Below are 15,013 nucleotides of genomic sequence, written 5' to 3'. Positions count from 1 at the left end.
GGCAGCCAAAGGGGATAATCCATCTCTGCTCTCCACATCCCTAAGACTCGAAGCGAAGCTTCTCGCCTAAGGGCTGATGGGCCTTTGGAATCCCTGATAATTTAAGTCTGCTGCATTGAAGCTCGTCACTAAAATCAATAGTTTTGCTGAGCTAAGGCGGCATATTCGGGGAGTGACACAGAGCGGGACAGCTACGGCCTGTCGTACCTTATAGCCGCAGCCGTTTCACCTGCCTGCAGTTCTCCGCAGCCAGGCGGCAGGACGATAATGCCGTTGCTCATGGACATGACTTTTCTCGGTGAAAGTCCGGCGGAAGTAAGGGGGTCGGCAATCAGTTGCCCCTGTATTTCAGAAATGAGGCAGGGCCGCATTTTTTCCCTGTCCTTCGCCCCCTTCACCGGTCCTTTCAGCAGAACCGTATTCATCGGGGAAATATCCCTTGCTCCGAGCAGGATGTTTATGACCGGTCTGATGATGGTGTGGAAAGCAAGGTTGACCGCGTTAGGCGGTCCGGGCAGACCGATTACAACACTGCTGTCGGTTTTGCAGGCAAAAACTGATTTGGCCGGGTGCATGGCCAGCCCTTTGAAAACCGGGGTTCCTCCGGCAGAACGTACTGCGTTGAATACGAAATCTCTATTGCCGGGGCCGGTTCCCCCGGTGGTAATTATCAAATCGCATGCAGAGTTTTCGTTTACTGCAGCAGCAATTGCCTCTGGTGAATTGGGGCAGGGCGCGATTTTTACGTTGTCTATTCCTGCTCTTGCACACAGGGACTTCAATAGGATCAGGTTGTCCGCCGGAATCAGTCCGCAGACGTTTTCCATGGCCGGGTCGCAAAGTTCGTTGCCCACAGCGAGAACGCTTATGGCAAGTCTGCGGCGTACGGAAACAGTTCTTATGCCCGCGTAGGCCAGCAGGGCGGCATCACAGGGAGATATTTCGCTTCCCGCGTCCACGATCGGCTCGCCTTTCATTATGTCCGAGCCTGTACTGCGTATGAAATCTCCCTTGCGCGCAGGACCGAATATGGTCATAAGGTCTTCCCGTACGTGCACTTTTTCAAAAGGAATCACTGCATCTGTCCCGCTGGGGACAATGCCCCCTGTCAGCACTCGGATTGCGCATTTTTCCCGTGCGCGGGACTGCACTGTTTCCGAGGGACGGATTTCCCCGCCGAAGCTAAGGGTCACCGGTGTTTTCTCGGTTGCAGCTGCTGTTTCCGCGCTAGGTACGGCAAATCCGTCCATTGCCGAACGGTCATGGTCCGGCAGGGAGACTCCGGAGACAACGGACTCGGCAGAGATGCGGCCGCTGCATTCGGTTACGGAGACGTTTGTTTCCCGGACCGGGGATATACAGGCGCGCAGTATAAAAAGGGCTTCGGACCTCGGGATGCTCAGTGGAAAGTCCGGCTTGTTGTCATTGTGCATTTCCAGCCCTCACATATGCTTCCTGCAGTTCTTCCGGGGTGTTGACATTGATGAAGGATTCAAATTCCCGGTCACTGGCCCGAAGTTCGGCTGTGTCCACAGTGTGGATTTTTACATGCGGAAAAAATTTGATGATCTGGAACCTTTTCTGTTCGAGGTTCTTCTCGATAAAGGGCAGGCAGCGTCTGGAGTATACAGCACACAGCGGTTCATACATGCCGTCGGGATGGATCGGTATCAGTACGTCGTCTTCGGGGTGCAGCCTGGCCAGCAGGGCTGCGATGAGTTTCCGGTTGAGAAAAGGGGAGTCGCAGGCTGTCACAAATACATAGTTGGTAGAACTGTGATACAGGGCCGAGTGCAGCCCCGTCAGTGAACTGCGGGATTGGAATACGTCTCCGGCCATGCGCACTTTCAGGTCCGGGTGGTTTTCCGGCGATCTGGTGATGACGAAAATTTCCGTGAACAGTCCTTCCAGCCGCTCAATGATCCTGCTGACCAGTTTCTGACCGGAAATTCTGATGCATGACTTGTCTGTACCGCCCATACGGCGGCCTTCCCCGCCGGCCAGTATTGCCGCGCTCACGGGTATCTTCATGTTGCCTGGATTGTCGGGCATAACCAACCTTTATCGACTCCGATGGAATTTTGCTGCAGACCCGGACCGGCCGGTCTGTATTTATTTTCGCATAAAACCAGCGGTTAATCCATCATGTTTTTCGACCCTTGCGGCAAGGTGGACATCGCTGCGAGAACTGTCTAGATTGCATGTACAAATCCGGAATCTGCACAGCCTGTGCTGATTGAATCATGTGTTTTGTCCCCACTTCATTTTCATCTCAATTTTTAGGAGGCCTCTAATGAAACGCATACTGCTTCTTTCACTGCTGTCCGTCCTGCTTACGGTTGTTTTTGCAGGAATGGCGCAGGCCAGAACTCTTGATGCAATACTCGCCAGCAAAGTGCTGAAGGTCGGAACAACCGGCGATTACAAACCTTTTTCCTTTAATAATAACGGTAAATATGAAGGGTTCGATATTGCTGTGGCCCAGAGCTTCGCAGACAGGCTCGGAGTCAGGCTTGAACTTGTTCCGACCACCTGGAAGACCCTGATGAAAGATCTGAATGATGGAAAATACGATATCGGCATGAGCGGCATTACCAGAACTATCGCCCGTCAGAAGGAAGCATGTTTTTCCCAGGGGTACGTTACTTTCGGAAAAACTCCGCTTGTTGCCGCATCCAAGGCTTCGAAATATAAGACAATGGCCGATATAGACCGCAAGGGAGTGAAAATAGGCGTGAACCCCGGCGGGACCAATGAAAAATTCGTGAAGGCCAACATAAAGAACGCCGAGATTGTCATGTTTGATTCCAACCTTGCCATTCCCGTTGCTGTTGCCGACGGCAAGGTGGATGTGATGATTACCGACAGCGTGGAGGCAATTTACTATGCCGCTACCAACCCGGCCCTTGCCGCTCCCATGCTCGACAATCTTTTTACGCGCAGTCAGCTCGGATACCTGATGCCCGCCGATTCCTACAGACTTCAGGATACAGTCAATTTCATGATGGACCAGATGATTCTCAAAGGTGACATGGCCAAACTCAAGGCCGAGTACCTGCACATGAACTAGGATAGGGACAACTTCCCGACTCCTCCTTCATCCGATTGATTTCTTTAAAGGCCTCTGCGTGTCACGCAGGGGCTTTGTTTTTTTGTGGAGATCCTGATGGTTTCGGCCTGGAATTGGGTATTGAGGATGATTATTCGGCCATGCTTTGTTGAAAGCCGTACGGTTTACATGAGAAGCATCGGGCCGGCGGGTCGGTTCAGTCTCTGTAAGTAACTTTTTCCAGGGCGTAGATGATGTTGGGATCGTACTGCGATGATTCCTTGTATAGAATCTTCAGGGCATCCACGATGGGCATGCGTTTCTTGCCCGGCCGTTCCATTGTCATGGCCACGAAGGAATCAACAGCCCCGCACAGTTTTCCCAGCCAGGAAAGCTGATCGTTGGTTACCCCTCTGGGGTAGCCTGAACCGTCCATGCGCTCGTGGTGCTCCAGAACCGCGCGCATTACGGGTTTACTTACCAACTGCGTATCGCTGAGGACTTTTATGGAGCTTAAAGGGTGCTGGCGGATACGTTTCTGCTCGTCACGGGTCAGGCAGAACTCTTTTCCGAGAACGAATTCCGGCATGGAGGAAAGCCCTATGTCGCACAGGAAAAGAGCACAGAAGGCGTCAAGGAACACGTTTACGTCCGGCGTCAGTTCCCGCCCCAGCAGGATGACTGCGGCCCCGATTATTCCGGTGGAAACCGATTTGTTTACAAGGGAGTGATTCCCGTCAAGAAGCGGTATTATCAACCACAGAAGTTTGGGGTTTGAGTGGAGTATTTCTCCTGCGGCGCAAAGAGTTTTATGGAAAGATTCGAAGTGGATTTTTATCGAATCCACATAAATCGTTGCCGCAGAAATCTTCAATCCTTCAAGTATCAGCAGGGCCAGTTCCGGTTCCGGAATGGAACTTCCGAGAGTATTTAAAACAAGGTTGAGGTTTTCGGCAAACGGATGATGACAGTGGCGCAGGTCTTCAGTTTTCAGGTAAATTAATCCGTCTTCGCAATCATTTGTAATGCTTTGTCTTTCCGTGTGGGTGAGGTTTTTTCCGGGCACGGTAAGAGGGTAGAACTTGCCGTTGGAGGTGTTCAGTTTATACAGGCTGAAATTTAGTCCGGTCTTCGGGAGAATTTTGAATATGTTGACCGTGATCGCGCAATAGCTTTCCTCTATAAGGTTTGAATCATCAGCCATAGCCGACTCCACCGCTGCCGGTTTTCTTTGGTTTTATCATATTTTAAATTTGGCAAATCTGTTACAGGATGATTATTTCGCATTAGTTTTGTATTTTGTCTGAGTTTCCCGCCCTACGGGATTATTATCATTATTTGTTAAGATAACGCAACAGATATAATAAGATAAGTGTTGCTATACTTAGATGTTATCTGTTCGGTGTGAAATTAGGCGTTGATTCTTACGGGCTGTTGCTGTTTTTCCGGGGCAGGAATACCACTGCGGGAATTAAAGAATGCTGATAATTGGGGTCAGTAGCATCTCCTGCTTGCAATGACGGCCTCTCTCTGACTATATTCACTTGTTCACGTGGTAGTTCCGGTGATGATGTCAGTGTCATTGCGGATCGCAACCATATTTTTCGATAAGCATCATGTTTTAAGGAAATCAACCCCGCCGGGAAGGGGTTTCATGTTCCGGGAGAAAGTTTGGACACCCTTTTTGCTCCTTCTTCAATCGCCGTTGTCGGCGCTTCATCTGTTTCCGGTAAAATCGGGAACACAATAGTTGCTAATATTCTGGACGCCGGTTTCAAAGGCGAGGTCTATCCTGTCAATCCGCGTGGCGGTTCCATTTGCGGGCTTGAGGTCTGCAAAAGTATTTCCGATCTTCAAGGTCCGGTCGATCTTGCCGTCATAGCTGTGCCGCGAGATCTTGTTCTCGATTGCTTTCTCGAGCTGGTGGAAAAGGGAGTCGGTTCCGTTGTCATCGTCAGCGCCGGGTTCAAGGAAGTGGACCACGAAGGATGGGTGCTTGAAACATGCCTGGCCGAAATTGCCTCAAAGACGGGTGTTAATCTGCTAGGACCCAACTGCCTCGGACTTATCAGTACCGGCTCTTCCCTTAATGCGTCATTCGCCACCGGCAATCCTCTGCCCGGAAAGATAGGTTTTTTTTCCCAGTCCGGGGCCCTTTGCGTGGCAGTACTGGACTGGGCTCTTGGAGCCGGGGTCGGGTTTTCAAAATTTATCAGTCTTGGCAACAAAGCCGTTCTCGATGAAGCCTCCATGCTTGAATATCTGGGGAATGACCCGGATACCAAAGTTATCCTCGGATACGTGGAGAACGTGGATGACGGACGCAGGTTTATGGATTGCGCTTCCCGCGTGTCCATGAAGAAGCCTGTAATAATGATGAAGGCCGGTATTACTCCTGCCGGAGCCCGGGCGGCTTCTTCGCATACCGGAGCCGTGGCCGGATCGGACAAGGCCTGCGGGGCCGCGTTTGTTCAGTCCGGCGTTATACGTGTGGAGCGGCTGGACGAGCTTTTCAACCTTGCCAAGGCATTTTCATCGCAGGAACTCCCGCTGGGGCCGAATCTTGGAATAGTGACCAATGCGGGCGGTCCCGGAATCCTTGCTGCTGATGCCTGCGGTGATTCCGGAATGCGCATGCCGACTTATTCTCCCGATATAATCGGGGAATTGCAGCGCATGCTGCCCGGATACGCTTCCCTGTACAACCCGGTCGATCTGCTGGGGGATGCTGATGCGCAAAGTTACGGCAGGGCGGTCCGCATCGTCGGGCATGATCCGGGCGTAAACAGCATGCTTGTCATAGTTGCACCTTCCGCCGCGTTGGACCTTGCCGCCGCTGCTGAAGAAATTTCAGCCGTAGTTGCCGAGATAGCGAAGCCTGTTTTCTGCTGTCTTATGGGGCGCAGGCACAGCAGACGGGCCAGAGAAATTTTTGCCGCAGCCGGAATTCCTGTATATGATTTCCCCAAACAGGCCGTGCGGGCCATGGACTGCATGTACCGCTATGCCGCCTGGAAGGGACGTCCGCCGCGCACATACGCGGAGCCGGAAAGGGATATCGAGTCGGCGCGCCAACTGGTGGAAGCCTCGTTGCGTTCCGGGCGTTCCGAACTGGTCGAGTTTCAGGCTCGTGATATTGTTACCGCTTACGGGCTGCCTACTCCGGAGTCGGACCTTGCCCGCAGCGGCGATGAGGCCGTAGCGATTGCCGAGCAACTGGGTTATCCGGTTGTGCTCAAGATCGCATCCCCGGAAATATCTCACAAGTCTGATGTGGACGGTGTGCGCGTGGGACTTTCTTCCGCAGAGGAGGTTCGTACCGCTTTCTGGGAAATAACCGCCCGCACACAGTGCCTCCGGCCGGATGTGTATATTGCAGGCTGTCTGGTTCAGCAGATGGCTTCGCCGGAATCCCGGGAAGTGATCGTCGGTTTTCGCCGGGACGAACAGTTCGGCCCGTTGCTGATGTTCGGACTTGGCGGGGTCTACGTGGAAATCCTGAAGGATGTTTCTTTTCGGCTGGCTCCTCTTTCGGTGGAGGATGCCGGAGACATGGTGCGTGAAATCCGCTCCTACATGCTGCTCAAGGGAGTCCGGGGCGGAGAGCCCGTTGACTTCGAAGCTATCACTGATGTCCTGATCCGGATGTCGTATCTGGCTGAAGATTTTCCTGAAATTTATGAAGCTGAATTTAACCCCGTGCTGGTAAACTCGGAAGAGGCTCTGGTTGCGGATGCGCGAATGGTCGTGGTTGATCCCGGCCCCGGCGTGGCACCCGACCGGAATTCTGCTGCCGGGTCTGAATAAGGAGGCGTAGATGGTAGGTATATATATCGGTTCAACCACCGGATATTCCGGCAAGAACCTTCTGGCCATGTCTCTCGGCCTCAAATTGCGTGAGAGCGGGCTCAAGGTGGGATACATGAAACCTGTAGGCGCTGTGCCGCATATGGACGGTAACAGGCCGGGCGATGCGGACGCGGCGTTCATACAGGAAGTTCTGGGCCTTGAACAGGACCCCGGCATGGTAACACCGGTTCTTGTGACGCGTGATTTTACCATCAAGGCCTTTGCCGACGATCTTGGCGACCTTATGCCGTCGATTGTTTCATCCTACGAAGAATTGAGCCGGGATAAGGATGTAATGCTCATCGGCGGTTCCGGCAGCTATCTGAGTTCCGGAACATATTGCGGCGTAAGCGGACCCGATGTGGCCAGAGCGGTGGGAGCCAAAACCATACTGGTTGACCGTTACAGCAAGGAACTCCGCTACGATTACGTTCTGCGGGTCCACAAGGAACTGGGGGACGATTTTCTCGGAGTGGTCTTCAACGATGTCCCCGACCATTATATGGAAGAGTTGACCTCTCTGCTGGTGCCGTTTCTTGAAAAAAGGGGAGTCAAAGTACTCGGGATAATTCCCAGAGATCCTCTCATGGGCGCAATCAAGGTCAATGATCTGGCCGAACGGCTTTTCGGCAAAATTATTTCCGCCCACGCAAAGGCCGACAGGGTTGTGGAGAATTTTCTCATCGGGACCATGCAGGTGGAGAACTTCATTACGCATTTCAGAAGGCATAAGAACTCCGCTGTCATAGTCGGTGGAGACCGGGCCGATGTTCAGCTGGTGGCTCTGGAGGGCAACTGCCCCTGTCTGATTCTGACGGGGAATCTCTATCCCAACGATATTATCCTTACGCGTTCCGAAGTTCTGGAAATTCCCGTTATCGTTGTGCGTGACGACACCTATGCCGTGGCCAAGAAGATGGAAGCTATTCAGGAAAGCTACAAACTGCGGGATATGATCAAGATCAACCACGGTGCCGGACTGGTTAATTCCGAGCTCGATTATGACTATATCATGGCTGAATTGGACCTCTGATTACCTCCTGCAAAAGTTGGTATTATAACCTACCATTATAGTGGGAATAAAAAAATCGTTTGATCAATTATGTCAAATGGGTGAGGTTGTTTTTTAGCGAATAAATAACATGTAACATGCTTTTATATTTGAATAAATATTTAAAGCACCGCAGCCTGTCCGGCGGCGGTGCTTTCGTTTTTTATGGGTTTTTACCCGGCAAAAGCCTCTGGACGGTATTGTCCTATAGCACAAAATGTGCGAATTAACGTGCAGTTATAAGGCTGGAAGGGTCTTCGGCCTTGGTGTGACGAGGTTTGTTTCGACCAAAGACGGGACTATTGTTGGTTTGAAAACAGGGTGCTTGCACCCGAAAAACCGAGCCGATCCGGGATATTGGCGGATAAATCGGATCAATTCGGAATGAGGAGGCGTGAGATGCCTGATGCGTCCACGTGGGATTGGAATCCCGGTAGGAAAGAGGTTCAGGATACAGGATCCTGGTCCGATAAATTTGAGTGGGTGGAAGAGTTCCATGCCAGCCCCGACGGTGAAAAGGTCGGAGCGGTCGTTAATAAAGGCGAATTGGAATTCACTGCTTGCGTCAACGGTGAAATTTGGGAAGAAGTTTATGACAGAATTTTTGATCCCAAATTCTCTCCCGACGGTAAGTTCGTTGGTAGCGCCCAGCAGATGGGCGAATGGACTCTTACTGTTGACGGTGAGCACTGGCCGGAAAATTACGGCTATATCTGGAAAAGCATGTTCGGGTCCAACGGCTCCATTATCTGCGCTGTTCAGCAGGATATGGAATACGGCATGGGCGTGGACGGTGTGCTCTGGGAAAACTTTTACGCCAACGCAAACAACTTTGCTTGTAGCTGCGACGGCACCGGGACTGCAGCAGTAGTGCAGGTTACACCTATGCCGCAGGCGGACATCGAGACCTTCCAGAAGGGTATCTTTACCGTGGCCGTCAACGGTGTTGCCTGGGATAACGTCTTCGTAAACTGCTACACTCCGGTATTTGATCCCGAGTGCAAGAAAGTTGCCTGTCAGGTAAGAAAGAACCTCTACGATTATACCATCGCAGTGGACGGGAAAATCTGGCAACGTGAATTCCAATGTGTCTGGGAACCCTGCTTCAACCCCGCAACCGGTGCTGTTGTCGCTCCTGTTCGCCTGGAAGGCAAATGGGGAATGGCCCAGAACGGAGAACTGATCTGGAAAAATACCATGGCCAACTGCTGGCATCAGCAGTTCAGCGCAGACGGAAGCAGACTCTGGGCCATAGTTGCTCCTACTTTCGGAAGCTTCACTCTGGCCGTTGACGGCAAACCCTGGTCCATTACTGCTCCGGTTGTAATCGATATGGCTGTAAGCCCCGACGGCAACCGCGCTGCGGCTCTTGCCAAGGACGACAAGGCCTATACCGTACTTTGCGACGGTAAAGTATGGCCCGGCGTCTTCGAAATGGCCTGGAAGCCTGTTTTCAGCCCCGACAGCTCCAAAGTTGCCGCAAAGGTTGAAAAGAACGGACGTTACACCGTGGTTCTGGACGGCAAGGCCTATGGCAAGGATTTTGATCAGTGCTGGGAACCTGCTTTCAGCCCGGACAGCTCCAAGGTTCTTATCCGCGCTATCGAAGGCGGCAAGTATGTACGCATCGTTGCCGATGTAAGCGAATTCTAAACCGGAGGAATTACACATGAATAGTGCTTATGCATTTGTTGTCGGTCCTCTGGCGTGGTTCGCCTGGGGCGTGTTTGTTCTCGGTTCCCTGTACAGGCTGATCTCCATGTACCAGCTTGCCAAGGCCAAAGACGGTTCTTCCTTGCACTACATGAGTTTCAAGTGGGGAATGCGTTCAATCCTGGCCTGGTTGAATCCTGTAGGAACCCTTGGTTGGCAGCGCAATCCCTGGACTGCGATGGTGACCTTTGTTTTTCATATCTGTCTTGTCATTGTCCCCATCTTTCTTTTGGGGCACGTGGTTCTCTGGGATCAGTTCTTCGGCATCAGCTGGCCGACCCTCCCGGATAACATCGCCGACATCATGTCCATAGTGGTCGTTGTCTGCTGCATCTTCTTCTGCGCACGTCGTTTTCTGCAGAAGGACGTAGCCTACCTGACCACCGGCAAGGACTGGATCGCACTTGCCGTGCCTTCCCTGGTTTTCCTGACCGGTGTTTTGGCTTATCACCAGATCGGCGATGCTAAGGTTATGCTCATTCTGCACATCCTCTGCGGTGAAATCATGCTCATCAGCATCCCCTTTACCCGTTTAAGCCACGCGGTGTTCGCGCTGTTCACCAGAGCCTATATGGGATCCGAGTTCGGCGGTGTCCGTAACTGCAAGGACTGGTAATTAAATCCCTCAAGGAGTACTAAAAATGACATTCGACAGGAAAATCGAAGACGTAGGACTCACGCGGGGCGTATCCCGCCTGACTCCGGAACGTATCGAAAACACTCTCAGGCAGGTAATTGAGGGAGAAGCCGGCGCAAAGCTCAAGGTCTACGCTGAGACCTGCATGCGTTGCGGCATGTGTTCCGAAGCCTGCCATTACTATATGTCCCATGATCAGGATCCCAGCTATTCACCTGCTGGTAAGGTTCATCAGACTCTGGGCAAAATCTTGAGCCAGAACTATAAAGTAACTGCTGATGAAATTTATGCCATGGCTCAGATCGCTTATACCGAGTGTAACCTCTGTAAGCGTTGTGCGCATTTCTGTCCGTTGGGTATCGATACCGGTTATATCATGAGCATGGTGCGCCGCATGTGCCACAAGCTCGGTGTGACCCCGCAGTATATTCAGGATACCGCCCATTCCCATTCCGCCACTGTAAACCAGATGTGGCTCAAGGATGATGAATGGCCGGATACCCTGCAATGGCAGGAAGACGAAGCCCGCGACGAAATGCCCAACCTGCGCATTCCGCTCGATAAAGAAGGTGCTGATATCTATTATTCAGTTATCGCACCGGAGCCAAAGTTCCGTACCCAGCTCATCTATCAGGCTGCATTTATTTTCAACCAGGCCGGAGTTGATTTCACCATGCCCATTGAGCCTGGCTGGGATAACTCGGACATGTGTATGTACACCGGCGACTATGAGATGATGGGCCGCATCAAGAGAAGCCATTTTGAATCCGCTCTGGATCTTAAATGTAAAAAGATTGTCATGGGCGAATGCGGTCACGCTTTCCGTTCCGTTTATGATAATGGTAACCGTTGGGATGGATGGGAAAAATTTCCCATTGAAGTCGTCCACTCCATTGAGTTTTTCTGGGAATTGATCAGTTCCGGCAAAATCAAGATCAAGGAAAAATTCAAGGAGCCCATCACACTTCACGATCCCTGTAACGTTATTCGCGGTCGCGGCCTGATGGAACATTCACGCAACCTCATTCACGCGCTTTGCGATAATGTTGTTGAGATGACCCCCAACAGAGAGCATAACTACTGCTGTGCTGCCGGTGGCGGTGTCATCAACTGCGGTCCTCCGTTCAAGAATGTACGTATGGAAGGTAACAGGGTTAAAGCCGAGCAGATGAAGGCTACCGGCTGTAAGTATGTTCTTGCTCCATGCCATAACTGCCATGGCGGTCTTGAAGATCTTATCCACTATTACGAGCTTGGTATTGAACTCAAGTTCTTCGGTGATTTGATTTACGAACTCATGGAAAAGCCTGAAGCGGAATAGGAGGAAGATGAAAATGTTGAAAAAAGTATTCTCCATGGCGGTCCTTGCCGCTTGTGTCTTTCTCTATATGATTCCCGCATTCTGTCAGGATGAAATAACCGTTCTGCTGGACCCCGCGTTCGAGCCGCATCAGCGTCCCGCCGCAGTGTTTGTCCATGACGCCCACAATGAAAAGGCCGGGATTGAAGATTGCTCCCTTTGCCACCACGTGTGGGAAGATGGAAAGATAGTGGAAGGTGAAAGCTCCGAAGACCAGAAATGTTCGGACTGCCATGCAGTCAAGCCCGAGGCCGGAAAAACCGGTCTGCGCAATGCTTACCACAAGCTTTGCACCGGCTGTCATGTGAAAGAAGACAAAGGCCCCGTAAGCTGTGCCGGTTGTCACCCCGATGGTGCTGCCCACGCTGAACACTAGAATTCTAAAGAGATAATGTTCGGAGGGCGTCCACAGGATGCTTCCGGACATGGTTTAATACGATACACTGAAAAGGCTGAAACTGACCTGCGCATGAGCACGGTTTGTTTCAGCCTTTTTGCTGCCTTGTCTCAATTCCATCCTGAACACACCTGTTAAATAATTTATTTTTCCATTTTCCGGTCCAAGTAGAAGCTGCTTTAAAGAAATTGCCTGACTATTTCTGCTGCTTTTCATTTTTACGAAGTCCTGCTTACCGGGTTGTTTACTCAATCAATTCCCCTCTCTGTTCTGCAATCGGAGATATCCGACCAGTAACTCCATACCGTACTTATTTATATGCTTTACTTTGCAGTTGTCGTTGATATAGCGTTGTGCTTCGTTAAGCATAATTATTGAGTGGGTAATCATACCCAGGGCGGGGTGAATAACAATGGTCCCATCCATGGACGCTGTCCTGTATGGGGCATCTAAAGGAGATATTGGAGTGAAGAGTTTCAAATTTTCATGCGGCAGCGTATGTCTTCTGCTGATTTTCACGGTTCTCATGGCTACACCTGCGTTTGCTCAACGGACAATTACCGATCAGTTGGGCCGGAAAGTAACTGTTCCAGACAAAATTGAACGTGCTGTGATTCTGCAGCACCAGACTCTTGATATTGTAATTCAGCTCGGCGCTGCAGATAAGGTCGTCGGAATTCTTGAGAAGTGGCAGAAGTATCTTCCCGGTGCCGCCAAATGCATCAAAAACATAGACAGCATGGCCACTCCCGGAGGGCTGGACAGTGTTAACATGGAGGCTCTGCTCGCTCTCAATCCGGATGTCGTCTTTGTTACTCACTATGCACCGAAAGAGATGATTGAGCAGATCACCAATGCAGGCATTCCCGTTATTGGAATATCACTGTACGCAGCAGGGTACGAAGAGGCTTCCAAACTCAATCCTGAACTTAAGGATGCCGACAAGGCCTATAACAAGGGCCTGAATGACGCCATTGAGATCATAGCAGATGTTTTCGGCAAGCAGGAACGGGGGCAGAAGCTTATCAGCGTCATCGCCGCCAACCAGAAGATTTTGAAAAGCCATCTCGGCAATATACCGGAAGCAAAACGTGTTCGCTGCTACATGGCCCGTTCGAATCTCAGGACATACGGACGCGGCAAATATACCAGCGTGATCATGGAACGTGCCGGAGGAGTCAACGTGGCTGCAGCAGATATCGTTGGTTTCAAGGAAGTTTCTATGGAAGATGTGCTGCGCTGGAATCCTGAAGTCATTTTCATACAGTGGCGTCACCGCAGCGCTGAAAAGCAGCTGGTAGGCGATCCTGCATGGCAGGAAGTAAGCGCCGTGAAGAATCACAAGGTATATATCTGCCCCGAGTACGTTAAGCCCTGGGGACATTGTCTGCCGGAATCAATGGCACTCGGTGAGCTTTGGATGGCAAGCACCTTGTATCCTGAAAAGTTCAAGGACGTAGACCTCAATGCTCTCGTCCAGTCTTACTACAAAGAGTTCTATGGCATTCCCTACAAAAAGTAGATTCAATAAGCCGAAACAGAGTGCAGCCGGTAGCAGATTATATTTTCTGCTGCTGGCTGCACCTGTTATTGCGATGTGTCTGGGGCTGGCCTGGGGCCGATACCCGGTGGAGATTACAGATATTCTGCGCATTCTGGGTTCAAAGCTGGGGTTTCCGGTCAATGATGTCTCCTCCGGCGTTCTTGAAACCGTGGTGCTCAAGGTCCGCCTGCCCAGAATTCTGGCGGCAATGCTGATCGGCGGGGGATTGTCGGTTTCAGGTGCGGCCTTTCAGGGCCTTTTTCGCAATCCGCTGGTTTCCCCCTATATTCTGGGAGTCGCGTCCGGAGCAGGATTCGGGGCGGCGTTGGGAATAGTTATCTGGAACCAGCCGGTCATGATTCAGGGCTGCGCATTTCTGTTCGGGATTACCGCTGTTGCGGCAGCATGGCTGATGAGCAGGGTCTATAAGAGCAGCGGCACAATGATTATCGTCCTTGGAGGCGTCATTGTGGGCGCTTTTTTCCAATCCCTGCTTTCACTGGTCAAATACATGGCCGACCCGGACGATAAACTTCCGGTAATCGTTTACTGGCTTATGGGCTCGCTGGCATCCATTTCAATGAAAGACCTGTACACTATTCTTCTGCCCATGCTGATCAGTATTGTTTTTCTCCTGCTTGTTCGCTGGCGGCTCAATGTACTGTCGTTCGGTGACGAGGAGGCCCGGACTCTGGGAGTGGAGGCCGGCAGGCTACGGGTCAGCGTCATTCTCGGAGTAACCGTTATTACGGCCAGTGCGGTATCGGTCAGCGGCATTATCGGCTGGGTCGGGCTTGTAGTTCCGCATCTTGCCAGAATGCTGGTCGGCCCGGATTACATGAAACTGATCCCGACAAGTCTTGCCCTTGGGGCATGCTATCTTGTCTTCATTGACGGTCTTGCAAGAAATATCAGTGCCGCCGAGATTCCTCTGGGAATTCTGACCGCTACAGTGGGGGCTCCTTTCTTCGCATGGCTGCTGGCCAGGGGGAAGACAGGATGGGCGTAGTCTTATCCGTTTCGGACCTGAGCTTTTCATATGAACATGGAGAGCCTGTCTGGTCTGGAATCAGTCTTGATGTGCATGCCGGGGAAGTCCTGTCCATACTCGGGCCCAATGGGACAGGCAAGTCCACACTCATGCGCTGCATGGCCGGCCTTGCCGAGCCGGATAGCGGCAGGGTTGAAGTTGATGGATGCAGTATCAGCAAGTTGAACCGCAAAAAAGCGGCCCGGGCCATAGCTTTTGTCCCGCAGATGCATCATCCTGTTTTTTCCTTTTCCGCTATCGATATTGTGGTAATGGGGAGAACGGCTCATCTGGGTGCATTTTCCTCGCCGTCCGCACGGGATTACGATATTTCATTCAAGGCTATGGAAACTTTCGGAATCGCGGATCTGGCGCATAAACCGT

General features: G+C 51.6%; 14 protein-coding genes (1 of these 14 only partly in view). 10 read left to right on the top strand and 4 right to left on the bottom strand.

Annotation, left to right across the window (positions count from 1 at the left end):
* Positions 1-191: 191 nt before the first annotated feature.
* Both ACKU4E_RS10570 and ACKU4E_RS10565 read right to left on the bottom strand, forming a co-directional pair.
* Positions 192-1,433: a molybdopterin molybdotransferase MoeA gene (locus ACKU4E_RS10570; RefSeq protein ID WP_320171036.1), complete on the bottom strand. Its 1,242-nt coding sequence runs from the start codon at positions 1,431-1,433 to the stop codon at positions 192-194.
* Entirely contained in the window at positions 1,423-2,052 is a 630-nt protein-coding gene (locus tag ACKU4E_RS10565) for a molybdenum cofactor guanylyltransferase (protein WP_320171035.1), read from the bottom strand. Before ACKU4E_RS10565 ends, ACKU4E_RS10570 begins: the two co-directional genes overlap by 11 nt.
* A gap of 241 nt (positions 2,053-2,293) precedes the next feature.
* On the opposite strand from ACKU4E_RS10565, the gene ACKU4E_RS10560 reads away from it, so the two are divergent.
* Positions 2,294-3,070 carry a transporter substrate-binding domain-containing protein gene (locus tag ACKU4E_RS10560; RefSeq protein WP_320171034.1) on the top strand — a complete coding sequence of 259 codons (777 nt, stop codon included), beginning with the start codon at positions 2,294-2,296 and terminating at the stop codon, positions 3,068-3,070.
* A 196-nt stretch (positions 3,071-3,266) separates the two neighbouring features.
* On the opposite strand, the gene ACKU4E_RS10555 is transcribed toward ACKU4E_RS10560, so the two are convergent.
* The gene (locus ACKU4E_RS10555) at positions 3,267-4,253 is read right to left on the bottom strand and encodes an HD domain-containing phosphohydrolase (protein ID WP_320171033.1); all 987 of its coding nucleotides are present in this window, start codon (positions 4,251-4,253) and stop codon (positions 3,267-3,269) included.
* Between the two features lie 467 nt (positions 4,254-4,720).
* Between ACKU4E_RS10555 and ACKU4E_RS10550 the strand changes: the two genes are divergently transcribed.
* The 6 genes from ACKU4E_RS10550 (at position 4,721) to tmcA (ending at position 12,035) form a co-directional block, all read left to right on the top strand.
* Positions 4,721-6,856, top strand: coding sequence for an acetate--CoA ligase family protein (locus ACKU4E_RS10550; protein ID WP_320171032.1), 2,136 nt, complete (start codon positions 4,721-4,723; stop codon positions 6,854-6,856).
* Positions 6,857-6,866: 10 nt separating this feature from the next.
* Positions 6,867-7,931 (top strand): phosphotransacetylase family protein, encoded by a 1,065-nt coding sequence (locus ACKU4E_RS10545; RefSeq protein WP_320171031.1) that lies wholly within the window; start codon positions 6,867-6,869, stop codon positions 7,929-7,931.
* 417 nt (positions 7,932-8,348) lie between these two features.
* Entirely contained in the window at positions 8,349-9,602 is a 1,254-nt protein-coding gene (tmcD, locus tag ACKU4E_RS10540; RefSeq protein WP_320171030.1) for an electron transfer complex subunit TmcD, read from the top strand.
* A 16-nt stretch (positions 9,603-9,618) separates the two neighbouring features.
* The gene (gene tmcC / locus ACKU4E_RS10535) at positions 9,619-10,278 is read left to right on the top strand and encodes a TmcC family electron transfer complex membrane anchor subunit (protein ID WP_320171029.1); all 660 of its coding nucleotides are present in this window, start codon (positions 9,619-9,621) and stop codon (positions 10,276-10,278) included.
* Between the two features lie 25 nt (positions 10,279-10,303).
* Positions 10,304-11,620, top strand: coding sequence for an electron transfer complex ferredoxin TmcB (gene tmcB, locus ACKU4E_RS10530; RefSeq protein ID WP_320171028.1), 1,317 nt, complete (start codon positions 10,304-10,306; stop codon positions 11,618-11,620).
* A 13-nt stretch (positions 11,621-11,633) separates the two neighbouring features.
* Positions 11,634-12,035 carry an acidic tetraheme cytochrome c3 TmcA gene (gene tmcA / locus ACKU4E_RS10525; RefSeq protein ID WP_320171027.1) on the top strand — a complete coding sequence of 134 codons (402 nt, stop codon included), beginning with the start codon at positions 11,634-11,636 and terminating at the stop codon, positions 12,033-12,035.
* A gap of 54 nt (positions 12,036-12,089) precedes the next feature.
* Here tmcA and ACKU4E_RS10520 read toward each other — a convergent pair whose 3' ends face one another.
* Positions 12,090-12,308: a hypothetical protein gene (locus ACKU4E_RS10520; RefSeq protein ID WP_320171026.1), complete on the bottom strand. Its 219-nt coding sequence runs from the start codon at positions 12,306-12,308 to the stop codon at positions 12,090-12,092.
* A 214-nt stretch (positions 12,309-12,522) separates the two neighbouring features.
* Here ACKU4E_RS10520 and ACKU4E_RS10515 point away from each other — a divergent pair, with 214 nt between their 5' ends.
* The 3 genes in view from ACKU4E_RS10515 to ACKU4E_RS10505 are tightly spaced (each overlapping or abutting the next) and all read left to right on the top strand, a layout consistent with a single transcriptional unit that may run on beyond the window.
* Positions 12,523-13,578, top strand: coding sequence for an ABC transporter substrate-binding protein (locus ACKU4E_RS10515; RefSeq protein WP_320171025.1), 1,056 nt, complete (start codon positions 12,523-12,525; stop codon positions 13,576-13,578).
* Positions 13,556-14,608: an iron ABC transporter permease gene (locus ACKU4E_RS10510; RefSeq protein ID WP_320171024.1), complete on the top strand. Its 1,053-nt coding sequence runs from the start codon at positions 13,556-13,558 to the stop codon at positions 14,606-14,608. Before ACKU4E_RS10515 ends, ACKU4E_RS10510 begins: the two co-directional genes overlap by 23 nt.
* On the top strand, positions 14,599-15,013 hold the 5' portion of the coding sequence (locus ACKU4E_RS10505) for an ABC transporter ATP-binding protein (RefSeq protein WP_320171023.1). The gene runs 362 nt beyond the window's last position; the window shows 415 of its 777 coding nt (coding positions 1-415); the start codon lies at positions 14,599-14,601; its stop codon lies off the right edge, out of view. Before ACKU4E_RS10510 ends, ACKU4E_RS10505 begins: the two co-directional genes overlap by 10 nt.

This window comes from Maridesulfovibrio sp., from assembly GCF_963677005.1.
Classification (GTDB): Bacteria; Desulfobacterota; Desulfovibrionia; order Desulfovibrionales; family Desulfovibrionaceae; genus Maridesulfovibrio.
Note: the sequence above shows the minus strand (reverse complement) of the source record. Positions and strands in the feature narration are given on the sequence as shown.